Source organism: Mesorhizobium sp. WSM4308 (genome assembly GCF_002294905.1).
Lineage (GTDB): Bacteria > Pseudomonadota > Alphaproteobacteria > Rhizobiales > Rhizobiaceae > Mesorhizobium.
Window position 1 is genome coordinate 59,361 of record NZ_NSFW01000023.1, and the last position, 24,017, is coordinate 83,377.

Annotated in this window: 17 protein-coding genes and 1 tRNA gene; 9 read left to right on the forward strand and 9 right to left on the reverse strand. The window is 63.3% G+C overall.

Going from position 1 to position 24,017, the window contains the following annotated elements; genetic code table 11:
• Window positions 1–232 precede the first annotated feature (232 nt).
• The 6 genes from CK227_RS31940 to CK227_RS31965 all read left to right on the forward strand — a co-directional run bounded on the left by CK227_RS31940 (window position 233) and on the right by CK227_RS31965 (window position 7,239).
• Entirely contained in the window at window positions 233–1,681 is a 1,449-nt protein-coding gene (locus CK227_RS31940) for an XRE family transcriptional regulator (protein ID WP_095775493.1), read from the forward strand.
• Window positions 1,682–1,823: 142 nt separating this feature from the next.
• A complete protein-coding gene (locus CK227_RS31945; protein ID WP_095775494.1) occupies window positions 1,824–2,777 on the forward strand; it encodes a DMT family transporter in 954 nt (317 codons plus the stop codon).
• Between the two features lie 349 nt (window positions 2,778–3,126).
• Window positions 3,127–4,224, forward strand: a complete 1,098-nt coding sequence (locus tag CK227_RS31950) for a polyamine ABC transporter substrate-binding protein (RefSeq protein WP_095775495.1) — start codon at window positions 3,127–3,129, stop codon at window positions 4,222–4,224.
• A 79-nt stretch (window positions 4,225–4,303) separates the two neighbouring features.
• Complete coding sequence (locus CK227_RS31955) at window positions 4,304–5,446, forward strand: ABC transporter ATP-binding protein (protein WP_095775496.1); 1,143 nt, start codon at window positions 4,304–4,306, stop codon at window positions 5,444–5,446.
• Between the two features lie 9 nt (window positions 5,447–5,455).
• Window positions 5,456–6,424, forward strand: coding sequence for an ABC transporter permease subunit (locus tag CK227_RS31960; protein WP_095775497.1), 969 nt, complete (start codon window positions 5,456–5,458; stop codon window positions 6,422–6,424).
• On the forward strand, window positions 6,421–7,239 hold the full coding sequence (locus CK227_RS31965; RefSeq protein ID WP_095775498.1) for an ABC transporter permease subunit: 819 nt from the start codon (window positions 6,421–6,423) through the stop codon (window positions 7,237–7,239). Before CK227_RS31960 ends, CK227_RS31965 begins: the two co-directional genes overlap by 4 nt.
• 198 nt (window positions 7,240–7,437) lie before the next feature.
• On the opposite strand, the gene CK227_RS31970 is transcribed toward CK227_RS31965, so the two are convergent.
• Window positions 7,438–9,291: an AsmA family protein gene (locus tag CK227_RS31970; protein ID WP_095775499.1), complete on the reverse strand. Its 1,854-nt coding sequence runs from the start codon at window positions 9,289–9,291 to the stop codon at window positions 7,438–7,440.
• A 197-nt stretch (window positions 9,292–9,488) separates the two neighbouring features.
• Here CK227_RS31970 and CK227_RS31975 point away from each other — a divergent pair, with 197 nt between their 5' ends.
• Window positions 9,489–11,447 carry an acetoacetate--CoA ligase gene (locus CK227_RS31975; protein ID WP_095775556.1) on the forward strand — a complete coding sequence of 653 codons (1,959 nt, stop codon included), beginning with the start codon at window positions 9,489–9,491 and terminating at the stop codon, window positions 11,445–11,447.
• A 246-nt stretch (window positions 11,448–11,693) separates the two neighbouring features.
• On the opposite strand, the gene CK227_RS31980 is transcribed toward CK227_RS31975, so the two are convergent.
• Window positions 11,694–15,692: a PAS domain S-box protein gene (locus tag CK227_RS31980; RefSeq protein ID WP_095775500.1), complete on the reverse strand. Its 3,999-nt coding sequence runs from the start codon at window positions 15,690–15,692 to the stop codon at window positions 11,694–11,696.
• A gap of 250 nt (window positions 15,693–15,942) precedes the next feature.
• Between CK227_RS31980 and CK227_RS31985 the strand changes: the two genes are divergently transcribed.
• Together CK227_RS31985 and CK227_RS31990 are read left to right on the forward strand one after the other, a co-directional pair.
• Window positions 15,943–16,401, forward strand: coding sequence for a phasin (locus CK227_RS31985; RefSeq protein ID WP_095775501.1), 459 nt, complete (start codon window positions 15,943–15,945; stop codon window positions 16,399–16,401).
• A gap of 355 nt (window positions 16,402–16,756) precedes the next feature.
• A tRNA-His gene (locus CK227_RS31990) sits at window positions 16,757–16,833 on the forward strand.
• A gap of 64 nt (window positions 16,834–16,897) precedes the next feature.
• Here CK227_RS31990 and CK227_RS31995 read toward each other — a convergent pair.
• From CK227_RS31995 to CK227_RS32025, 7 genes are all read right to left on the reverse strand, one after another.
• Window positions 16,898–17,710 carry an SDR family oxidoreductase gene (locus CK227_RS31995; protein ID WP_095775502.1) on the reverse strand — a complete coding sequence of 271 codons (813 nt, stop codon included), beginning with the start codon at window positions 17,708–17,710 and terminating at the stop codon, window positions 16,898–16,900.
• Window positions 17,710–18,708 carry a sugar phosphate isomerase/epimerase gene (locus CK227_RS32000; RefSeq protein ID WP_095775557.1) on the reverse strand — a complete coding sequence of 333 codons (999 nt, stop codon included), beginning with the start codon at window positions 18,706–18,708 and terminating at the stop codon, window positions 17,710–17,712. The genes CK227_RS31995 and CK227_RS32000 overlap by 1 nt, the downstream gene beginning before the upstream one ends.
• Window positions 18,709–18,737: 29 nt before the next feature.
• Complete coding sequence (locus CK227_RS32005) at window positions 18,738–19,505, reverse strand: SDR family oxidoreductase (RefSeq protein ID WP_095775503.1); 768 nt, start codon at window positions 19,503–19,505, stop codon at window positions 18,738–18,740.
• Window positions 19,506–19,519: 14 nt separating this feature from the next.
• On the reverse strand, window positions 19,520–20,626 hold the full coding sequence (gene ugpC, locus CK227_RS32010; RefSeq protein ID WP_095775504.1) for a sn-glycerol-3-phosphate ABC transporter ATP-binding protein UgpC: 1,107 nt from the start codon (window positions 20,624–20,626) through the stop codon (window positions 19,520–19,522).
• Window positions 20,627–20,693: 67 nt separating this feature from the next.
• Window positions 20,694–21,599, reverse strand: coding sequence for a carbohydrate ABC transporter permease (locus CK227_RS32015; RefSeq protein WP_095775505.1), 906 nt, complete (start codon window positions 21,597–21,599; stop codon window positions 20,694–20,696).
• The gene (locus tag CK227_RS32020; protein ID WP_095775506.1) at window positions 21,592–22,527 is read right to left on the reverse strand and encodes a sugar ABC transporter permease; all 936 of its coding nucleotides are present in this window, start codon (window positions 22,525–22,527) and stop codon (window positions 21,592–21,594) included. Before CK227_RS32020 ends, CK227_RS32015 begins: the two co-directional genes overlap by 8 nt.
• Window positions 22,528–22,592: 65 nt before the next feature.
• Window positions 22,593–23,846 carry an ABC transporter substrate-binding protein gene (locus tag CK227_RS32025; protein WP_245318340.1) on the reverse strand — a complete coding sequence of 418 codons (1,254 nt, stop codon included), beginning with the start codon at window positions 23,844–23,846 and terminating at the stop codon, window positions 22,593–22,595.
• Between the last annotated feature and the right edge of the window lie 171 nt (window positions 23,847–24,017).

A 24,017-nucleotide genomic window follows, 5' to 3' on the forward strand; every position in this document is an offset into this window, starting at 1 on the left:
CTCCGAAGGATTGCTGGACTTTGTTCACGCGCCGATCTTCTGGCACATCTGGATGTGACCGAATTTACATTGCGGCGCGAAATCAGCCAGAAAAATCAGGCTATGTGGCCGAGAATTAGGGAAAACCTGTGTTGTGTTTGACAGGGGGGTGATGTAAATCTGTCATAATTGTAAAACACACCGGCAATGGGATTGCCGCGAACGTCGTGTAAATTCCTGTCAAGGGCAGTCGATGGCTGAGCAGAAGATTTTCGCCGGGCCGCGCATCCGCCGCATCCGCAACGCCAAGGGCCTGACCCAGACGGCGATGGCCGAGGGGCTCGGCATTTCGCCGTCCTACCTCAACCTGATCGAGCGCAACCAGCGGCCGCTGACGGTGCAGCTGATCCTCAAGCTGGCATCCGTCTACAAGGTCGACCCGCATGAGCTGCAGGGCGAGGCGAGGGGATCGGTCGCGGCCTTGAAGGAGGTGTTCACCGATCCGCTGCTGGTCGGCGAATTGCCGGGAGACCAGGAGTTGATCGAACTTGCCGAGGCGGCGCCCAATGCGTCCGCGGCGGTGATAAAACTGTTTCGTGCCTATCGCGAGCAGGCCGATCGGCTGTCAGACCTCAACGAACTCCTGGCGCGCGAGGGGCGGGCGACCGCGCTGTCCGGCGCTCGCCTGCCGATCGACGAGGTGCATGAGACCTTCGAGCGGCGGCCAAACCATTTTACGGCACTTGAGGAAGAAGCCGAGGCGTTCACCGCGGTGCTCGATCCCGGCGACGATCTGTTCGGTGCGTTGAAGGCATGGCTGAAGCGCGAATACGGCATCGTGGTCAAGGTGCTGCCGGTCGCCACCATGCCGAACTGGCGCCGCCGCTATGACCGCCATTCGCAGCGCCTGTTCCTGTCCGAGCGCCTGTCACCGTTCGACCAACTGCGCGAGGTGGCGATGGAGGCCTGCCTGATCCGCATGACGGTCGCGGTCGCCGGCGAGATCCAGGCGCTCAAGCTGACCACGGACGAGGCCCGCCGCCTCGCCCGTTTCGAGCTCGGCCGCTATGCCGCGCATGCGCTGATGATGCCCTACCAGACCTTTCATGCCGCCGCCGTCCGCGCCCGCTACGACATCGACGTCCTGCGTTCGCGCTTCGGCGTCTCCTTCGAGCAGGCGGCGAACCGGCTGACCATGCTGCAGCGGCAGCGCGCACTCGGAGTGCCGTTCTTCATGCTGGAGGTCGACAATGCGGGAAACCGCTTTCGCAGGGCCGGCAGCCAGGGCTTTCCGCACAGCCGCTTCGGTGGCGGTTGCCCCAAGCTGCCCGTCCATGCCGCCTTCACCCAGCCGGGCCAGGTTTTCGTCGAAGCGGTGGAAATGCCTGACGGCGCCGAGTTCCTGTGCATCGCCCGCACGCTTGAGGGGCCGCAGGGCGCGTTCGCGGAGCGTCCGCGCCGCACAGCACTGCTGCTCGGTTGCGACATCGGCTTTCGCGACGACATCGTCTATGGCGCGGCACTACCCGGCGCCGCGGTCGGCGCAAGGGCTGGACAAGGCGCCGTCGCGGCGACGCCGGTCGGACCCGCCTGCCGGCTTTGCGAGCGCGTCGGCTGTCTGGCGCGCGCCGAACCGCCGGTGACGCGTCCGCTTGGCCTCGACGAGATGGTGACGGGCCTGAGCGCCTTCGACTTCCAGTAATGCGGCAGCAGCAGTAAAGGTGCCACAATCGTCGCCGGTTTCTGGATCACTCGCGGCGTAGCTCTTTGCGTTACGCGAACAGAGCAGTTTTTTGTCGCCCCTTGCGCATCGCCCCGTCCACAAAAGCTCGACAGTCGCGGCCATGACAGACGCAGCATCATCGCCGGGCCTTGTTGCATCGACTTCCTCGCCGCGCGAGGAACGCGTCGGCATGATTCTGGTCTTCCTGTCGGCGCTGATGTGGAGTTTCGGCGGCACCATCGCCCGCTTCATCACTGTCGGCGACAGCTGGACGGTTATTTTCTGGCGCTCCGTCTGGGCCGCCGCCTTCCTGCTCTCTTTCATGACCTGGCGTGACGGCTGGCGCGGCATGCTGAAATCGTTTCGCGACATGGGACTGCCTGGCCTTGCCGTCGGGTTCTGTTTCGCCATCGCATCGACCGCCTTCGTCGTGGCACTCGCCTACACCACCGTCGCCAACATCCTCTTGATGCAGGCCGGCGTGCCGCTTCTGGCGGCGCTGTTGGCCTGGGCCTTGTTTCGCGAACGTGTCAGTGCCGTGACCTGGGTGGCGATTGCCGCCGTCATTGCCGGCGTTGCCATCATGGTGTCTGAATCGCTTGATGGCGCCGTCTCGCCCATAGGCGACGGGCTGGCGCTGCTGATCGCTTTGATGTTCTCGGTCGCCACCGTCATCACAAGGCGGTTCGCCAGCGTGCGCATGACGCCGGCGACCTGTCTCGGCACAATCCTGGCCGCGGGCTTTGCCGCCTCGCAGGCGTCTATCTTCACAGTGTCAGCCGCCGACATGGGCTTTCTCTTCGCCTTCGGCGTGGTCAATCTCGGCATTGGTCTTGCCTTCTTTGCCACCGGCGCGCGATTGATCCCGGCGGCCATCGCGGCACTGCTCGGCACCTTCGAGCCGATCCTTGGGCCGATATGGGTCTGGCTCATCCATTCCGAGGTGCCGTCCGGGCGCACCATCATCGGCGGCGCCGTGGTGGTCACCGCGCTGCTCGTCCATATCGGGCTCGAGTTCAAGCGCCAGGCACGGCCCGAGCGCGCGGGGGTCACCGGGGTGCCGTCGCCTAATTGATGCGGCGTGCAGCTTTGCCATTGACAAATTCGCTGCCGCGCGGGCAGGCTGAGACTACGGCAACAACAAGACAGGCGTATCTTGCCAAGTCTCCCTGCCGGTCAGATTGAGACCGGACCACATCGTCGTATCTCTGCCCGCGCCACGGCGAAAGCCTTTGACGGCATCGGCACGCCACCCGGGCCGCTGCAGAGACACAGAGCCATCACCTGCCGCTCATCGAACCGCCTGCATGGTGTCGGCGGTTCGCGCTTGTCGCTTTCTGGAAAGCTCAATAGTCTGAAACAAATGCCCGGTCGCGCGGGTTCGCGACGAGCCGGCGAAGGAACACTCACCAAAGGAGAATAGCATGATCCGCAAAGCGCTCTGGCTTTCGGCGACCTCGGTATTTCTGACATTGTTCACGCCCGCCGGGCATGCCGAGGACCGCGTCGTCAACGTCTTCAACTGGTCCGATTATATCGACCCGACGATCATCGACGACTTCACCAAGAAGACCGGCATCAAGGTCGTCTACGACACGTTCGATTCCAACGAGATCCTGGAAACCAAATTGCTGGCCGGTGGCAGCGGCTATGATGTGGTCGTGCCGAGCGGCAATTTCCTGGCCCGCCAGATCCAGGCCGGCGTTTTCCAGAAGCTCGACAAGTCGAAACTGCCGAACCTCTCCAACATGTGGGATACGGTTTCGCAAAGAACCGCCAAATACGACCCCGGCAATGAGTATTCGATCAACTACATGTGGGGCACGGTCGGCATCGGCTACAACATCAAGAAGGTGCAGGCAGCGCTCGGCACCGACAAGATCGACAGCTGGGACGTGTTCTTCAATCCCGAAAGTCTCGCCAAGCTGAAGGATTGCGGTGTCTATGTGCTGGATTCGCCGGCCGACATCATTCCGGCGGCGCTGAAATATGTCGGCCTCGACCCGAACAGCACCTCGCCCGACGACATCGCCAAGGCCGAGGAAGCCCTGATGAAGGTCCGCCCCTTCATCAGGAAGTTCCACTCGTCGGAGTACATCAATGCGCTCGCCAATGGCGACATCTGCCTGGCGGTCGGCTGGTCGGGTGACGTCTTCCAGGCGCGCAACCGCGCGGTCGAGGCCAAGCAGGGCGTGGAGATCGGCTATTCCGTGCCTAAGGAAGGCGCCCAGATGTGGTTCGACCAGATGGCGATCCCCGCCGATGCGCCGCATGTCGCCGAAGCGCATGAATTCCTCGACTACATGATGACGCCGGAAGTGATCGCCAAATCGTCGAACGCCGTGCTCTACGCGAACGGCAACAAGGCCTCGCAGCAGTTCGTCGACAAGGCACTGCTGAGCGACCCGGCCGTCTATCCCGACGACGCGACCTTGCAGAAGCTCTACACGGTCTCCCCTTATGATCCCAAGACCCAGCGCGTCATCACGCGCACCTGGACTAAGATCGTTACCGGCCAATAAGCATCTGAAGCGACCTCGGCAGACAACTGCCGGGGTCGCGTTCTTGGGGACGAAGCAGGAAGCAAAACGGAGTGGGGATATGAAATCGCTTGGCAGCATCCGCAGGGATTTCGCGCCATGGAACGACCCGAACGCCAAGCCATACATCCAGTTCGACAACGTCACCAAGAAGTTCGGTGACTTCACCGCCGTCAACAATTTGTCGCTGACCATTTTCGAGCGCGAGTTCTTCGCCCTGCTCGGCGCCTCGGGTTGCGGAAAGTCGACGCTGCTGCGGATGCTTGCTGGTTTCGAGGAACCGACGGCCGGCCGCATCCTGCTCGATGGCCAGGATCTGCGCGGCATCCCGCCCTATCGCCGGCCGGTCAACATGATGTTCCAGTCCTATGCGCTGTTCCCGCATATGACGGTGGAGAACAACATCGCCTTCGGCCTCAAGCAGGAAGGCATGCCCAAGCCCGATATCGAAAAGCGCGTTGCCGAGATGCTGAAGCTGGTCAAGCTCGAGCAGTTCGCCAAGCGCAAGCCGCACCAGCTCTCCGGTGGTCAGCGCCAGCGCGTCGCTCTCGCCCGCTCGGTCGCCAAGCGGCCGAAGGTGCTGCTGCTCGACGAGCCGCTCGGCGCGCTCGACAAGAAGCTGCGCGAGGAAACCCAGTTCGAACTGATGGACTTGCAGCAGGAGCTCGGTCTCACCTTCGTGGTCGTCACCCACGACCAGGAAGAGGCGATGACCATGGCCGATCGCATCGCCATCATGGACAAAGGCGAGGTCATGCAGGTGGCGACACCCGCGGAAGTCTATGAAGCCCCGGCCTCGCGCTTCGTCGCCCATTTCGTCGGCAATGTGAACATGTTCGAGGGCAAGGTCGCCGAGCGGTCGGCCAACACCACCCGCATCACCGGACCGAGCGGTGCCCAGATCGTCGTCGAGAATGGCGGTGCCGCGGCCGCGGCCAATGCCGATATCGTCTTCGCCATCAGGCCGGAAAAGATCAAGGTCTCGTCGAAGAAGCCGGCCGATGCCGTCAACGCGCTGGAAGGCGAGGTCTATGACGTTGCCTATCTCGGTGACATGACCGTCTACCACATCAGGCTCGACGATGGGCAGATCGTGCGGGCAAGCGCCTTGAACGCGGCGCGCGTGACCGAGGATCCGCTGACCTGGAACGACCGCGCCTGGGTATCCTTCCGGCCCGATGCCGGCGTCGTGCTGGCGCGGTAGGGGGCTGATATGTCCAACATCGCCGTCGCCGATGCCGCCGCGCCACCGACCGCCGCCAAGCCGTTCCTGACGCGGCTGGGTGCCGGTTTCATCAACCGGCTCGTCATCATCGTCCCCTACCTCTGGCTGCTGTTCTTCTTCCTCATCCCCTTCGTCATCGTCTTCAAGATTTCATTGTCGCAGACGGCGATCGCCATGCCGCCCTACACGCCGGTGCTCGACTTCAGCGACGGCGTCTCCGGCTTCTTCGCCGGGTTCCGCGACCTCAACTTCGACAACTATGTCTGGCTGACGCAGGACGCGCTCTATTTCAAGGCCTACATCACCAGCCTGATCATCGCCGCCATTTCGACCGTGCTGACGCTGCTGGTGGGCTACCCGATAGCCTATGGAATGGCGCGCGCGCCGGCTACCATCCGCCCGACCTTGCTGATGCTGGTCATCCTGCCGTTCTGGACGTCGTTCCTGATCCGCGTCTATGCCTGGATCGGCATTCTGAAGCCCGAGGGCCTGCTCAACCAGCTGCTCTTGTCGCTGCATATCATCAACCAGCCGCTGGTCATCCTCAACACCTATACGGCGATCTTCATCGGCATCGTCTATTCCTACCTGCCCTTCATGGTCCTGCCGCTCTATTCGTCGCTGGAAAAGATGGATTACTCGCTGATCGAGGCGGCCAAGGATCTGGGCTGCCCGCCGACCGCGGCTTTCTGGAAGATCACCTTCCCGCTGTCGCTGCCGGGCGTCATAGCCGGCTGCCTGCTGGTGTTCATCCCGGCCGTCGGCGAATTCGTCATCCCCGACCTGCTCGGCGGATCGCAGACGCTGATGATCGGCAAGACGCTGTGGAACGAGTTCTTCGCCAACCGCGACTGGCCCGTCTCGTCGGCCGTCGCCGTCATCCTGCTTTTGCTGCTCACCGTGCCGATCATGCTTTTCCAGCAGGCACAGGCGCGTGCCCAGGAGCAGGGCAAATGAACACCACCTGGAGCCGCTTCAACGTCACCTCGATCGTGCTTGGCTTTGCCTTCCTGTACCTGCCGATCGTGCTGCTCATCGTCTTCTCCTTCAACGAATCCAAGCTCGTCACCGTCTGGGGCGGCTTCTCGACCAAATGGTACGTCTCGCTGTTCCACAATCAGGGCCTGATGGACGCCACCTGGGTGACGGCGCGTGTCGGCGTCATTTCGGCCACTGTGGCAACCGTGCTCGGCACGCTGGCGGCACTCACCCTGACGCGCTACACACGGTTCAACGGCAGGGTGCTGTTCTCCGGCATGGTCTTCGCCCCGCTCGTCATGCCGGAAGTCATCACCGGCCTGTCGCTGCTGCTGCTCTTCGTTGCCGTCGGGCTTGACCGCGGTTTCTTCACGGTGACGCTCGCCCACATCACGCTGACGATGTGCTTCGTGGCGGTCGTCGTGCAGTCGCGCCTGGTTTCCTTCGACCGGTCGTTGGAGGAGGCGGCGATGGATCTTGGCGCAACGCCGGCCAAGACCTTCTTCCAGATCACGCTGCCGGTGATCCTGCCGGCGATCGTATCCGGCTGGATGCTGGCCTTCACGCTGTCGCTCGACGATCTGGTTATCGCCAGCTTCACCTCTGGACCGGGCGCCACGACGCTGCCGATGAAGATCTACAGCCAGGTCCGTCTCGGCGTGACGCCGGAGATCAATGCCGCCTGCACCATCCTGATCGCCGTCGTCGCGGTCGGCGTCATCATCGCTTCGATCGCCAACAAGCGTCGTGAGGTGCAGCGCCAGCTCGACGAACAGGCGGCGCAACGCGGCTGAGCATGATCCCGAAAAGTGGAAGCCGGTTTTCGGGCAAGATCATGCTCAACTGAACGGAAGCATGATCCCGAAAAGTGGAAGCCGGTTTTCGGGCAAGATCATGCTCAACTGGACGGAAGCGTGATCGCGAAAAGCATGACCTGGGGCCTGACCCGAGGACGAAGCCGGTTTGATGCTCAACGAAACGTAAGCGCGCTTCTATTCGCCCGAAACCCCACGGCTTATCGGCGAAATGAACGGCGTGCTCCAGGTTCCGCCGACGAAGAAGGACGACTGGTTGGGGCCTTGCTGGCCGGTCTTCTGCGCTGCCGCCTGGTCCGGCTGGATGACGCCGCCGGACAGCGCCAGTCCGCGCCCCGCATAGGATGCGATGCCGGTAAGCCAGATCTTGTATTTCGCCGAATTGGCCTCGGCCTTGTCCAGCCGCGCCACGCCTCGCGAAATGGTCGCCTTCACTTCGGCGCCGTCGATCGGCAGCGTGCCGTCCGAGACGTCGTCGAGCGCGAAGAAGCCGCCCTGTTCGGTATGCTTGAGAAAGGCCGGCAGGTTGAACTTGCTGAGCGCGCCGGGGCCGAAGGTCGCCGAGACCGAACCGTCGGCGTTTTCAAAGATCGAATCCCAGGTCCTGCCCGGTCCCTTGAGGATGACCGAAACGGTGCCCGTGCCGACCGGCACCAGTCGGGTCATGCCCGCCGCCGTGCCGAACGCGCCGCCATCGACATCGGACGCAAGCAGCCGGATCTCGACCTGTGTGCCCTCGGGCTTGCGGTCGAATCGGAGGCTGGTCTGGATATTGCCGCCAAAGGCCGAGGCGTCGGAGATATCGAAGACGGAAAGTCCGTCCTTGACCTGGGCGGTTGCGGCGACATCGGCAAGCTGGATCGTTCCGGCCGTGGCATGCGCCGCCGACAGCCTCAAATCGAGATTGACCCGGTCGGCGAAACTTGCCTCAACGTCACCTGGGCCGGCCCCGCTCGCCGGTCCCAGCGGGGTGAAGGCGGACAGAAACGATCTGAGGTCGAGCGTGTCGAAGGCGAGCGTGCCCGAGATCACGGGTTGGGCGTCGCCAAGCGACAGGTCGAGCGCGCCCATGCCCGGATTGTTGTCCAGCGTCAGCGCCGTGTTCTCGAACTTGACGCGTCCGGCCGACGCCGTGACCTTGCTCGAAATGCTGACCGAGCCGATCGCGGCACTTGGCGCGATACCGGCCTGCGACCATTCCAGCACACGGCGCAATGAGGGTGCCGCGAACTTCACCTGGCCGTCGAAATAGGCGTTGTCGGACATGCTGGCCGTGCCGTCGAAGGAGAAGGTGGCGGGTGCTGCCTTGAAAGACAGGGTGAGCGGCGCCACACCGCCGGCAAACAGCACCAGCGGTTTCTGTGAGGCAGCGTCGAGGGCGACGCTTTCGCCGCGCCAGATTCCGGTTGCCGACAGCGTCGCATTGCTGTTCATCGCCGCCCAGGTCGCCTGACCGCTCAGGCTGCTCAGGATCTCCACGTCCTTTCCGTTGACGGAAGTCACCATGCGGCCGTCCCTGAATTCAACCGTGCCGAAGGCATCTGTCGGCAGCTTGTCGAGGTCGGGCTTGGCTGGATCGGCACTGACCACGCCGCGGGCCGTGTCGATGGAGCGCGCGATACGCCCACCGGTCGGCGCAGTGGGCAGGAACAGGCCGTCCGCCGTGCGCTGGACCCGGATCGTCGGCCGCACCAGCCGCGCCGTGGAAAACGCCACGTCGCCCTGCAACGCCGCCATGGCCGATAGGTCGATTTCGACGCGTTCGGCTTCGACGACCGGCGGCGCGTCGGTGTCCGTCCATTTCGAAAGCGTGACATCGGTCAGGATCGCCCGGAATTTCGGCCAGACCTCGATGCGCGGCGAGCCTTCGATGGCGACCCGGAAGCCGCTCCAGGCGCTCATTTCCCAGGCGATGCGATCGCGCACGATGCGCGTCGAGGCGATCAGCGGCAGGGCTGCGACCACCAGAGCGATGACGATCACGGCAGCGCCGATCGCCCATACTCCGCGGCGGATCAAGGATGATGGCATCTCGCCCTATATGCTTCCGTTCCGATTAATCGCCTGACGCAAAACCCCAGTCGTCACTACGACTTAGGACTGAGGCATTTCAAGTCTTTATGGCCCGGCGATGGCATTTGCGCACACCTGAGCGCTTCGGCCCAACAAAATCTTGCTCTGCCGCGCTGCGATATGCATAAGCGATGACGACCGTGGGAGGACCGATCATGGCTGCCGAAGTACCGCTCTGGACCCCGACGCAAGACCGGATCGACGCTTCGCCATTGACAGCTTTCCAGAAGGTCGCGGAGGCGAAAGCCGGCGCCACATTCGCCTCCTATGGCGACCTTCACCGCTGGTCGGTCGAGGATCGCGAGACCTTCTGGAGCCTGGTCTGGGACTTTTCCGGCATTGTCGGCGAAAAGGGCGAGCGCCTGCTGGCCGACGGCGACAAGATGCCCGGTGCCTCCTTCTTTCCCGACGCGACGTTGAATTTCGCCGAGAACCTGTTGAAGAAGACCGGCGCGGGCGAGGCGATCGTCTTTCGCGGCGAGGACAAGGTCGAGCGGCGGCTGTCCTGGAACCAACTGCATGGCCTGGTCTCGCGCCTGCAGCAGCTCTTCCTGTCGCTCAAGGTCAAGAAGGGCGACCGCATCGCGGCGATGATGCCGAACATGCCCGAGACCGTCGCCGCCATGCTGGCTGCGGCCTCCATCGGCGCGGTGTGGTCATCCTGCTCTCCCGATTTCGGCGAACAGGGCGTGCTCGACCGGTTCGGCCAGATCGAGCCTGTCATCTTCATCGCGCCCGACGGTTATTGGTACAATGGCAAGGCGATCGAGGTCGCCGACAAGGTCGCGGCGGTCGCGGCCAAGCTCGGCAGTGTCCGCAAGGTGCTGCTTGTCGATTATCTCGGCACTTCGGCCGATGTGGCGGCAACCATCGACAAGGCGGTGGCGATGGAAGAGGCGCTGTCGCCCTTCGCCGCCAGGCCAGTCAGCTTCGAACCTCTGCCGTTTTCGCATCCGCTCTACATCCTGTTTTCATCAGGAACCACCGGCATCCCCAAATGCATTGTCCACTCGGCCGGTGGGACGCTGATCCAGCATGTCAAGGAACACCGGCTGCATGCCGGCCTCGTCGACGGCGACCGCTTCTTCTATTTCACCACCTGCGGCTGGATGATGTGGAACTGGCTGGTGTCGGGCCTGGCTTCGGGGGCGACGCTGCTGCTCTATGACGGTTCGCCCTTCTACCCCGACGGCAATGTGCTGTTCGACTTCGCCGATGCCGAGAAGATGACCTTCTTCGGCACCTCGGCCAAGTTCATCGATTCCGTGCGCAAGGCCGGCCTCAAGCCGATCCGCAGCCATGATTTGTCGACCGTGCGATCGATATCCTCCACCGGTTCGCCGCTGTCGCCCGAGGATTTCCGCTTCGTCTACGACGGCATCAAGCAGGACGTGCATCTCGCCTCGGTTTCCGGCGGCACCGACATCGTCTCCTGCTTCGTGCTCGGCGTGCCCACCCAGCCGGTATGGACCGGCGAGATCCAGGGACCCGGCCTTGGCCTGGCCGTCGATGTCTGGGACGACGACGGCAGGCCGATCCGGCAGGAAAAGGGCGAACTGGTCTGCACCAAGGCGTTTCCGTCGATGCCGATCGGCTTCTGGAACGACCCTGACGGCAAGAAATACCAGGCGGCCTATTTCGAGCGTTTCGACAATGTCTGGTGCCATGGCGATTTCGCTGAGTGGACGGTGCATGGCGGCATGATCATCCATGGCCGCTCGGATGCTACGCTCAACCCGGGCGGGGTGCGCATCGGCACGGCGGAGATCTACAACCAGGTCGAACAGATGCCGGAAATCCTGGAAGCGCTGTGCATCGGCCAGGATTTCGACAATGACGTGCGTGTCGTGCTGTTCGTGCGGCTGGCCGCGGGCGTCCAACTGGACGAGGATCTGGAAAAACGCATCCGCGCCAAGATACGCAGTGGTGCCAGCCCGCGTCACGTACCGGCCAGGATCGTCGCGGTCACGGATATTCCGCGCACCAAGTCGGGCAAGATCACCGAACTCGCCGTGCGCGACGTCGTGCATGGCCGCGCCATCAAGAACAAGGAAGCGCTCGCCAACCCGGAAGCGCTGGAGCTGTTCAGGAACCTGCCGCAGCTTGCCGAATGATCCCGATCGGGATGGTTAACGAACCATGTCGCGGGAATTTACCTAGATTTCACGAGTGGTACACATTCGTAAATTTTTCGGCGAGCCGGTAAGGACTTGTTAAGGCCCGGCCCCGATAGTCGCATGTAACTTGAGGGAGAAATCCCGTTCCTCTGCCCCGGAGGATCTGAATTCGCTCAAGCCCCCGTTGTGACAGCAATCCCATCTCTTAAGGCGTCCTCCAGGGCGCCTTTTCTTTTGGACTCGCTATTCCGCCAGCACCCGGGTCGAAGGAAACGCGACCTCGACCAGCGTGCCTTCGCCAGGCGTCGAATTGATGGTGAAGCGGGCGCGGTTTGCTTCCACCATCGCCTTGGTCAGCGGCAGGCCAAGGCCGGTGCCGTCGCCGCGGCCGCGCTTCAGCGCGTTGATCTGCTTGAACGGCTTCAGCGCCTGTTCGATCTCGGCCTGGCTCATGCCAATCCCCGTGTCGCGCACCCGCATGACGACGTCGCCTGAAGTCTCATAGGCGGTCGAGACGATCACCTGGCCGCCGGCCTGGGTGTAGCGAATGGCGTTGGACAGGATGTTGAGCGCGATCTGGCGCACGGAGCGCAGGTCGGCCACCACTTCCGGCAGCCGCGAGGCGAAGCTGGAGCGGATGATGACGCGTTCGCGGTTGGCCTGCGGCTGCATCATCGCCACGGTCTCGGCCAGCGTGTCGTTGAGCGAGACCGCCTCATAGGCCATTTCCTGCTGGCCGGCCTCGATCTTCGAGATGTCTAGCAGGTCGTTGACCAGGTCGAGCACATGGTTGCCCGAGCGATTGATGTCGCGCAGATAGTCGCGGTAGCGGTCATTGGCGACCGGCCCGAACTTCTCGTCGACCATCAATTCGGAAAAGCCGATGATGGCATTGAGCGGCGTGCGGATCTCGTGGCTGATGCGGGCAAGGAAATCGGTCTTCTGCGAGGACGCCCGTTCGGCCACCGCGCGCGCCTGGGTGAGATCTTCCTCGGCTCGCTTCCACTGCGTGATGTCGCGCACGACAGCGCAGAACCCGCTGTCATTGGGCAGCCGGCCGATGGTCATGAACAGCGGGATGAAGCGCCCTTGCGCCTCGCGCCCGATCACCTCGCGGCCGTCATTCATGACGCTCGCCACGCCGGGTTCGGAAAGCCCGGTGAGATAGTCGCGCGCCGCGCGCTGGCTTTCGATGGCGAACAGCGAGGCGAAGGGCTTGCCGGTCACCTCGTCGCTGTCGAAACCGAACAGCGCTTCGGCCGGGCGGCTGATCGAGCGGATGGTGCCGTCGCTGCCGATCAGCACGACGCCGTCGGTAGCGGTGTCGATGATGGTGCGCATCTCGGCGATGCGGGCCTTGAGCTCGGAAATGTCGGGTTGTGTCGGCTCTTCGCCGACCAAGTGCAGGGCTGCGGGCGCGTCATCATCGCCGGAACGGCGCACGACCAGCATCAGCGCCTTGCCGTCGCGCCAGGGAACGGAGCGCAGGATGGCGTCGATCGGGAATTCCTGGCCATCGCGCGTTTTCAGCCGCAGTGCCCGGTCGCTGCCGTCGGAGGTGCCGTCATCGGCATAAGGATCGGCGAACAGCGCACCCAGGCCGCCGGCGTCCTCGAGATCCTCGAGCGTGTCATAACCGGTCAGGTCGAGGAACTCCTCATTGGCATAATGCAACTGATCGCCCGAATGGATGAGCAGCGGCACCGGCAGCTTGCCGAGCAGCGAAGTGTCTGGAGCCTTACTTTCGTCGCCGACGGAAAATGCCGACGGCACGATCCCTTCGGTCTTGAGCGGCGGCACTTTCAGGCGTGGCCGTTCGGCCGGGCTCTCGCCGCCGCCGCGTGCGCTTGCGGCTTCACCGCCAAATGTCGCGGGCTGCTCGTCAGCGGCGGCGGTTTCCGCGCCGTCGACCCAGTCCTCACTGTCCTCGGCATCGCGAAAATCGGCCGACGTCGTGCTCTCATCGTCGTCGGTCCCGACATGTCCGGCGTCTGCAATTGCCGGTTCATCGTCGATTGCGGCGGGCTCGGCACTTTCCGATTCTGTGGTGACCGGTTCAGAGGCCGTGGGCTCGTCATTGTCCGCGACGGGGCTCGCCTCGGCATAGCTGAGCAGCGAGCCTGTCGCGCCGGCCGGCGTGTCGCTGTCCTCCTGGCGAACCATGTCGTCCGGGTGACCGCCATCAAGCCGCGCGAGATCCGCCTCGTCCTCGGCATCGGTCTCGGATGGTTCGGCCAGCACCGCGTCCTTCTCCGGTTCCGCCACCGGGGTTTCGCCGGTCTCTGCCGGCTCTTGATCCGAGACGGCTTCAGGCGTCGACGCAACATCGGAGACGGCCTCGATCGGAGTTTCCGCCTTGGCCGCCGGGGCCTCCACTGCTGTTTCAGCCGCTGGCCCGGCCGGTGTGCTGGGCTCCGGTTTCGTCGTGCTTTCGATGCCGGGCTTTTCGGCTTCCGGCGGCTCGGTGGATGCACTGTCCTTCTTCAGCCGCTCGCCGATCTCACGGAAGGCGCTGCGTTCCAGTGTCGACAGCCCTTTGTCGTTGGCCGGCTGCCGGTGTTCGGCCAGGCGGATGACCTTGTCGGCAAAGCGCCGCTCTTGTTTCGGCACGATGGTCAGCGCCGGCACCTCGCCCTTGAATGGATCCGCCGCATTTGGTTCCTCGGCCTTCGACTCGTCCGCCTTCGGCTCTTCAGCCGGAGGTTTCACGGTTTCCGGTTCCGGCGTCGCAGGCCGCTCGCCATTGGGCAACAGGGCCATGCCGATCGCTTCCGGATCGACAATCGCATCGCCGGTCCGGGCAACGCCGAAGCCGCGAAAACCTTCGAAGGCGCGGCTGCGGCCATAGACGGGCAAAGCCGCCAGGTCGACGGGGATCTTCAGGTCGGTGCCGACGACAGGCCACAGCACGGAGCGGCCGGACCAGGTATCGCGCCGCTCCAGCAGGCCGGCGATCTCGCCGGACGCGTCAAGGCCGAAGGCCGCCGCGACATCCCTGAAGCGCCGGCCGATCACATCGGCTGCCGGCTTGCCGACAATGTCGGCGAATTCCGGCGACAGCGTGCTGAACTTGCCTTCGGCGTCGGTGCGCCAGACGAAGCGCAGCGGCGCTGCCGAGCGGTCTATTGTCCGAGTTGGGGGCGTGGTTGCCGGGGAGGCGGGCCCGCTCTCCTTCGCGCTGTCCACCGAAGCCTCGGCGCCGGTCGCTTGGACCACATTTTTCGCTTCCGGCGCGGCAGGCGCGGGTCGCGCGTCATCCTCGCCGACATTGAAGTACCAGTGATCGTGCTGTGCCGGCGTGCCGCCCGCTGTCGGCTGATCATTGTCGGCGGCAACCGGAGTCGGCCCGGTCGGCTCCGAAATCTCTTGCGTGGCCCGTTCCGGCATATCTTCAGGCGCCGGCTTGGAAGGGGCGTGCTCGGGCTCGATCTCGGCAGTGCCAGGTGACCGTACGACGGCCTCCGCCTGCGAAGCATCCGACGTCGGCTGATTGTCCTGATGAGGATCGGATTGTGCAGTGGCGCTTTCCGTTACTTTAGGAGCGGGTTCTGCCGAAGCTTCTGAGACAGACGCATGGTCCTCGAGCTGATCCTCATCGATCACAACCAGGAGATGCCGCTCCGGCGTCAGCCGCGCCAGCCCGGCGGGATAGGAAGTGTTGCCGCCCGGAACGAGACGCTTGACAATGCGTTCGCCCTCGGCGGCCACATCGGCGACCAGGGCGGCCAGCGTCGCGGGCTGGATGCCGAGCTTCGAAAAGCCGTCCGACGCGGCCTCGACATTGCCCCCGGCATCGATGAAGGCGATGAAATGGCCGTCTTCGGTGAAGCCGCTGATCGCCCGGCTGGCGATTTCGGCGGCCCCGCGCGAGCCTGTCTGGGCGGCCGGCACCGCCAGCATGATCGCCTTCTCGCCGTCGGGCAGCGTCACAGCACTCGCCTGGAAGCCGACGGTCCTGCTGGTCATGCCGGTCGCCAGCCTGACGGTGACGCCGCGATCGCTGCCGATCTCGGGAAAGCCGCTGGTCGCCATGATCTGGCGGCGGGCAATCAGCGGCAACTGTGCCGAGGCGCCGATGATCGCTTCGATGTCGGGATAGCCGAACACTGCGGCGCCCGGCCCATTGGCCCAGATCACCTGCTCCAGGTCGACCGACAGGATCGCGATCGCGTCGCCGGCGGCAAAGCGCTGGCGCACCGCGTCGAGCACGGCGACGTCGAGGAAGGAATATTCGGACGGCATGCGCTTGGCGAACCCTCACGGAGCGACGAAATTTGCAGTTAACGCTTTGTTAATAAAAGCCGCAGGCGTGAAGGTCCACAAGCCAGAACGTGCAAAGGCTGGTTTCTGGGCTTTTGGTTAACGGCCGGAAAGAAATATATGGTGCACTGCAACAAAGATATTGCAATGCACAAAAATTGCCTTTATATTGCCATCATACATGAACGAGACGGCTTTCCGTCAAAGCCGCTGCCGCTGAAAAGGATGGAAAATGTCCAGGACCAAAACTGCCGAGACCATCGAAAACGTTGAATTCCCGAGCTTCGACGCTTCCAAGGCCACCGACCAGATGCGCGCTTTCGCCGAAAAGGGCGTTGAGCAGTCGAAGGAGGCCTATGCCAAGCTCAAGACCGGCGCCGAGGAGACCCAGAAGGCTCTGGAGTCGACCTACGAGACCGCCAAGACTGTTTCCAGCGACCTGTCGCTCAAGACCATCGCGGCGCTGCGCGCCAATGCCGAAGCCGGCTTCTCGCATCTCGAAGCCCTGATCGGCGCCAAGTCGCTGTCGGAAGTCGTCGAACTGCAGACCGCTTTCCTGCGCAAGCGCGTCGAGTTGACGGTCGAGCAAGCCAAGGATTTCCAGGCCGTTGCCTCCAAGGCGGCGGAAGACGTCTCCAAGCCGATCAAGACCGCCTTCGAGAAGGCGATCAAGGACATTAAGGCTGCCTAATATTTGCGCATGATCTGAGGATGCAACAAAAGGTCGCATTTTCTCAAAAACGATCAGGCGTATGGTGGTAGCCATCACGAAATACCCGGCGAGTGGAACCTCCTCCCTCTGCTCCCCGGGGTGACCAGCCAGCTCCTCCTCCCGCTGGCTCGTAACAGGAAAAGGCCGGCACCTCCTCCCGCCGGCCTTTTTCTTTGCCCGGCGAACCGCCACTGTTGCGCCGACATGTGGGGAAGTGGCCTTTGCTTCGCAAAAGCCTTGAATTAAAATCCATAAGCCCGTATGGACGCATCGCCGAACGACAGAGCGGATCGCTTGAGACGAGTTCCCGAAGAGATTCTGCTCAGGCAAATGTGCCGTTGTAGCTCAGCTGGTTAGAGCGCCGGATTGTGGATCCGGAGGTCGCTGGTTCGATCCCAGCCAACGGTACCATCTACTTATCCCATAAGTGGCGACCTCCACCTGAGGGGCGGCTGCCGCTGTAGTCGGCGCCCATTCAACCTGGAAAGATGGTGAAACCACCATCGACGCGGATGACCTGGCCGTTGATGAAGCGCGCGCGTGGACCGGCGAGAAAGGCCACCGCCTCGGCGATCTCTTCCGGCTCCGCATAGCGGTTTAGCGATTTCTTGCTCGAATCCATGCGCGTCGGATCGACCACTCGGGTCGCCTGGAACCGGGCCGTCTTGGTGGCGCCGGGGCTGACCGCATTGATGCGCACGCCGTCGTCGATCAGCTCCTTGGCGAGGCAGCGCGTGTAATGCACAACCGCGGCCTTCAACGTCGAGTAGACGACCTCGGGTGAGACGCCGAGATGTGCTGCCGCCGACGCGATGTTGATGACGGAGCCGCCGCCGCGCTGCTTCATGGGCGGCACGAAGGCCTGGCAGACCAGCATCGTGCCGATCAGATTGTTTTCGGTGAGCACACGGATGTCGTCTAGTTCGATGTCGAGGGCGTTGTTCGGGTTCGGCTTGCCGCCCTTGGCGCCGATGTCGCCGCCGGCGCAATTGACCAGCACATGCACGTCGCCGAGATCGGCCTCGATCTTGCGCTTCATCTCGGCCACCGCCTTCTGGTCGCCAATGTTGCCGGTCACCGACGTGACCTTCGTGCCATGACGCTTCAGGCGCTCGGCCACCTCTGCGAGATTGGCGAACTCGCCGTATTTGGCCGGCGCTGTTTCGTCCATGTCATGGATCGCGACATTGGCGCCGAGTTCCGCCAGGCGCTCGGCCATCACGCGACCGAGGCCACGGCCGGAGCCGGTTACGAAGGCGGTCAATCCATCGAGTTCACGTGCCGTCATCAGATCTTCTCCACTTTCATCAAACCAAGGTTGCGCATGTTGGCGGCGCTGCGCCTGATCATGTCGAGCTCATAGGAAACGAGGGAAACGTCGTCTTCGCGCTCCCAAGGGGTGCGGTAGTCGGCATCATCGGGCAGCCGATTGCGCTGCGCGGCCCGCAGGCAGGCGGCAAATTCGCGCGCCGTCTTCGGCGGATAGCCGTACCACCAGTCGTCGCTGAGAAAGCGGACATGCCGCGCCTCCAATGCACCCGGTTCGAGAACGGCGGTCATGCGATCGTGGTGTTCGGCAAGAACTGCGAACAGTTCGGCAAACGGCACTGCACCATCGCCGATGGCACAGCGGATCAGCCTGTAGCCTTCGGTCGTGAACTGCACGCGGTAGTCCTTGAGGTGGACATGGCGGACGTAAGGTGCGATCCGACGCGTAAAATCGAGCGGCGCTTCGCCGACCGGGAATGTGTTGCCGGTGTCGAAGGTGATGCCGACGCCTTCGCCGCCGAGTGCGCAGAAATCGGCGAGTTCCTGGCTGGTGAAGTCCTGGTGGTTTTCGATCGCCAGGACATGGCCTTCGGCAATCGCGCGCGGACCCCATTCCTGCAATCTCGCGCGAATGATGCCGGCGAACTCGCTCCATTTCTCGCCGGCAGCGTTGCGGTCGCCACACAGAACCGGCGTCAGCGCCGTTCGGATGATTTTGGCCTCGAGCAGGCGTGCGGCCCGGAATGCCGCGTCGAGCGGTTCGCCCACCAGAAGGCCGCCGCTGACGATCGGGGTGATGCCGAGGCCAGCGAGCCTTTCGCGCAGCGCGATGACCGCATCGTCGGAAAGCTCCGTCAGCCATGGCACCCAGATCTCCAGCACCTTGGCGCCGAGCTCGGTCGCTAGCGCGATGAAACCCTCCAGCCCCGCCGGCTTGGGATTGGCGCGTGGCGTGCCGCGGGCCTGCAGGCCCAGATGATAGGTCAGACCGTAGGGGTTCAGGCCCACCTGGAGCATGGAGCGATCCTTGGATTGGGGTTTCGCCGTCATCGCAGGCCGGCATCCACGGTGATCGACTGCTTGGTGATCATGCGGCTGTCGTCTGCGGCGAGGAACAGCACCGTGCGCGCGATCTCCTCGCCCAGCAGAACCCGGCGGATCATCTGGCGCTGCACGACCTGGTCGACCGTGCCCTGTGTCTTGTACCAAAGCCGCCGTTGCCGGTCGGTGATGACGGCGCCCGGCTCAATGGCGTTGACGCGGATGTTGTCGGGGCCAAACGCCCGCGCCAACGCGAATGTCAACCCGACCACCGCGGCCTTGGCCGTCGCATAGGCCGCCATCTCCGCCGCGCCGAAGCGCCAGGCGATCGAGGAAAAATTGACGATCGAACCAAAGCCCAGTTCCTTCATGTGCGGATGCACGGCCTGGGCGGCAAAGAAGTGGTGCCTGAGGTTCACGTCCTGGGCGTGGTCCCAGTACTCTTGCGTCACCTCGGCAACCGGGTGGCGATTATCGTCGGCGGCGTTGTTGACCAGTGCCGCGACAGGTCCGAGGCGGTCGCGCACCGTGCCGATCGCAGCCCGAAGGGCGACAATATCTGTCACGTCGCAGCGCATGAAGAGGGGCGGGTGCGCTGCCGTGGCGGCGAGTTCCCGCGCGAGCTCTTCGCCGGCCTCCAGCTGCAGATCGAGAAACGCGACGCGTGCGCCATTGGCGGCGAAGGCGCGAACCGTGTCGGCGCCGATGCCGGACGCGCCGCCGGTAATCAGCACGACACGGTCGGCCAGGCTCGGATAGGTGGCAAAGGACAAAAGCGGAACTCTCTTCAGATCAGGCGTTGGGTCGTCGGGTCGAACAAGCACGCACGCGCCATGTCGATGCCGAGCGTCACCGTCTCACCCATCCGAGGCGTGCCGTCGGGGTCGAAACGACCGGTGATCTCCTTGCCGCCCAGGCGCAGGACGGCCATCGTCTCCGCACCCGTCGGCTCGACCAGTTCGACCACGGCATCGATTTGCGCGATGCTTGGCTTGCGACGGGCAAGATCGGGATCAAACCGGTAGATGTGCTCCGGCCGGATGCCGAGCAAGAGCTGTCGCGGCGTATGGGACGGCAGCGCCTGGACGATCGGCAGGCTGGCCGTCTCGCCATCGGCGGTCGGCAAGACAACAGTCGGGCGGCCGCCTTCCTCGCTCAGTTCGGCCGGCAAAAAATTCATCGCCGGCGAACCCATGAAGCCCGCGACGAACATGTTGGCCGGACGGTTGTAGATCGTGGCCGGCTCATCGAATTGCTGGACCGAGCCCTGATGCATCACGGCGATGCGCGAGGCGAGCGTCATCGCCTCTACCTGATCATGCGTGACGTAAACCGTCGTCTTGCCGACGCGGTGATGCAGTTTCTTGATTTCGGTACGCATGTCGACGCGCAGCTTGGCGTCGAGATTGGAGAGCGGCTCGTCGAACAGGAACAGTTTCGGATCACGCACCAGCGCCCGGCCCATCGCGACACGCTGGCGCTGGCCGCCCGAAAGCTGTCCGGGCTTGCGCCCAAGCAGCGGTTCGATCTGCAGGAACGCTGCAACCCGCTTGACGGCCTCGTCCTGCTGCGGCTTCGGTACGCGGCGGCTTTCCATGCCGAAGGTGATGTTCTCGCGCACCGTCATCGTCGGGTAAAGCGCGTAGGACTGGAACACCATGGCGATGTCGCGGTCCTTAGGCGCAACCGAATTGACCAGCCGGCCGTCGATGCGGATCTCGCCGGAGGTTACGGTTTCCAGCCCGGCGATCATCGCGAGCAAGGTGGACTTGCCGCAGCCGGACGGTCCGACCAAAGCGATGAACTCACCGTTCTGCGCCTCGAGATCGATGCCCTTCAGCACCTCGACCGAGCCGTAGTTCTTGCGCAGGGATCGGATGGTCAATGTCGACATGCGATGCCTTTCTTGGCGGTCGAGGCGATCGGCGACATCAGATAGGCTACGCTCACTTGATCGCGCCTCACTTGATCGCGCCCTGGGTCAGGCCGCGGACGAAATACTTGCCGCCGAAGAGATAGATCAGCAGCGGCGGCAGCGCGCCGATCAGCACGGCGGCGCTCATGACATCGTAGGCGCGTACATTCGTGCCGCTTGCCGTCAGCGCGACGAGTGCGGCCGTGATCGGCTGTTGCTGCCCGGAGGTGAAGACCACACCGAACAGATATTCGTTCCAGATGCCGGTGAACTGCCAGATCACCGTGACGATCAGGATCGGTGAGGAGAGCGGGAGAATGATCTTGCGGAAGATGCGCCAGAAGCCCGCGCCGTCGATGCGTGCCGCCTTGATCAGATCGTCGGGGATGCTGACGTAGTAGTTGCGGCAGAACAGCGTGGTGAACGAAATGCCCTGGATGACGTGGATGACGATGAGCCCGTAGGTGGAATTGCTGAGGCCCAGATTGCCGAGGATGAACGCCCAGGGCATCAACGAAATCTGGCCCGGAATGAAGACGCCGAGCAGCATGCAGGTGAACAGCGCTTCCGAACCCTTGAAGCGCCATTTCGACAAGATGTAACCGTTCATCGCGCCGACCACCGTCGAGATGATTGTCGCCGGGATCGTCATTTTCAGAGAGTTGTAGAAGTTGCGCTGCATGCCCTCGCAGGTGCCGCCGATGCAATATGTGCTCCAGGCCTGGCCCCAGGCTTCGAGGCGGAAACTGCGTGGCAGCGAGATCAACCCGTTGCGCGCGATCTCTTGCTGATCGCGGAATGAATTCAGCACCACGACCAGCAATGGCACCAGGTAGATCGCCGCGAAGATAACCAGCAGCCCATAGATGACGAAGCGGGTGAGGAAATGCCTGCGCGCCGCAACTGTGGCAGCGTGATGATCCTGCATGTGGTCCAGCGGGACGTCAGCCATGGCCGGCTTCCTTGCGCCGGCGCCAAACCACCCAGAGGGAATACGGCACCAGCACCACGGCAAGAGCGGCAAGCATCATGATGGCCGCCGCGGCGCCTTCGCCGATCTGGCCGCGTTGGAACATCAGGTCATAGACGTAAATGGCAGGGAACGTGGTCGAGATCCCCGGGCCCCCTTTCGTGAGGGCCGCCACGAGGTCGAAGGTCTTGATGGCGAATTGGATCTGAATGACGGCGACCGCCAGGAAGATCGGCGCAATCGTTGGCAGAAGCACTTTGCGATAGATGCGGAAGGTCGATGCGCCATCGATCTGCGCGGCCTTGACGAGGTCCGCATCCACCGAGCGCAGACCGGCCAGGAAGAGCGCCATGGCAAAGCCCGAGGACTGCCAGACACCGGTGATGATCACCGCATAGATCGCATAGTGTCGGTCGCTGGCGAGTGCGAAACTGAAATTTGTCCAGCCCAATCCGCGCACCATCGCCTGGATACCGTCGGTCGGGTTGTAGAGCCAACTCCAGACCGTGCCGGTGACGATGAAGGAGACGGCCAGCGGATAGAGGAAGATCGTGCGCCAGACCGCTTCTCCGCGCACGCGCTGGTCGATCAGGATCGCCAGCAGCAGTCCCACGGCCATCGAGCCGACGATGTAGAAGCCGCTGAAGAGAAAGAGGTTGTCGTAGGCGATGTTCCAGCGCCGGTTCGCCCAGAGTGACGCGTAGTTGTCCAGACCGACGAAGCCGTAGGTCGGGAGCAGCGAGGAGTTCGAAAGCGAGATGTAGAGCGTCCAGCCGGTGAACACGAAGACGTAGACGAAGCTCGCCACAAGCGAGGGGCCGAGCACCAGCAAGGGCATCGCGGAGCCCAGCCGCTCGCGCCAGGGGCGGGCGGGCGCCGGGGTCGATAGGATCAGGTCGTGATTTGACATTTGCGGCGCGGAACTGGATGGAGGATGGCCGGATGCGGATAGAAATTGCGCCCGGCCGTTCCTGTCTACTTCTGTGCTTCGGCCGCGTCGGCCATCGCATTGGCGCCGTCCTCGGGTGACATGTCGGGCGTCGCGACGAACTCGGTAATGGCGTCCATGATCGCGCCGCGCATCTTCTGCGGGATGGTCATGTTGTGCGCCATCGAGCGGACCAGCGTGCCGTCCTTGATCGAAGCCTGCAGATCCTTCTGTGAGAGCTGCTGGCACGGATTGAAGCCCTTCGACAGATCGATATCGAGACGCGCGGGGATCGAGCCCTTGGCCTGGTTGAAGACCGTCTGGAAGTCGGGCGACAGGATCAGGCTGGCAAGCAGCTTCTGGCCGTCGATGTAATCCTGATCCTTTTGCTTGAAGAACACGACCGAGTCCGAGTTGAGGATGAAGCCGGGTTTGCCCCAATCGGTCGGTGCCTGGGCGCAGACATAGTCGGTGCCTTCCTTAAAGCCGGCGGCGGTCAGCAGGCCGATCGTCCAGTCGCCCATGATGTGGAAGGCTGCGTCGCCCTTGCCCACGAGCGCCGACATCGAATCCCAGTCGCGGCCAACCATGCCCGGATCCATGTACTTGCTCGTCATCAGGCGCATCTGCTGGAAGGCCTTGACCATCCCCGGGCTGCGCATGGATTCGACATCGCCCTCGACGAAGGCCTTGCGATAGAGATCGATGTCCTGGCCATAGAGCACGACCTCGAACACCGTCGAATCCGTCCAGTCGGCCGTCGAATGCGAGATGCAGATCTTGCCAGAGGCGACGATCTTGTCGCAGGCTGCATTGAACTCGGCCCAGGTCTTGGGCATTTCCGTCACGCCGGCGGCCTGCATGACCTTCGGAGAGGCCCACAACCAGTTGATGCGGTGGATGTTCATGGGGGCGGCGACCCATTTGCCGGTCGGCTTCATCACCGGAAGCAATTCCGGCGCGACCACTTTTTCCCATCCTTCCGAGGCCGCCAGCTCGTCGAGGTCAGCGGTCATGCCGGTCTTGTTCCACTCGGCGATTTCCGGACCTTTCAGCTGCACGGCGGGCGGGGCATTGCCGGCGATCACGTCGGCACGCAGCTTGGCCAGCGTGTTGGCCGTGTGACCGGCGATCGAGGTCTGTTCCCATTTGCCGCCCTTGGCGGTGAACATCTCGCCGAGCTTGGCGATCGCCTGGGCGTCCGAGCCAGTCGCCCACTGGTGCAGCAGGTTCGTCTTGGGCTCGGCTAAGGCTGCTCCGGCGACAAAGGTGCACGCAACGGCTGCCGCGAGGGCGGTCATGACGCATTTCATAGTTTCACTCCCATATGGTGTTGCACGGTTCGTATCGACCGCTTATGGCCGCGGTTTGAAGCCGCCGCCGGCGAGATGCGTTAATCTCAAGTTCTTTCCAAGATGACATATTGGAGCTATCAGTCAACGATGTTTATGTTGGTCCATGACAAAACCTTC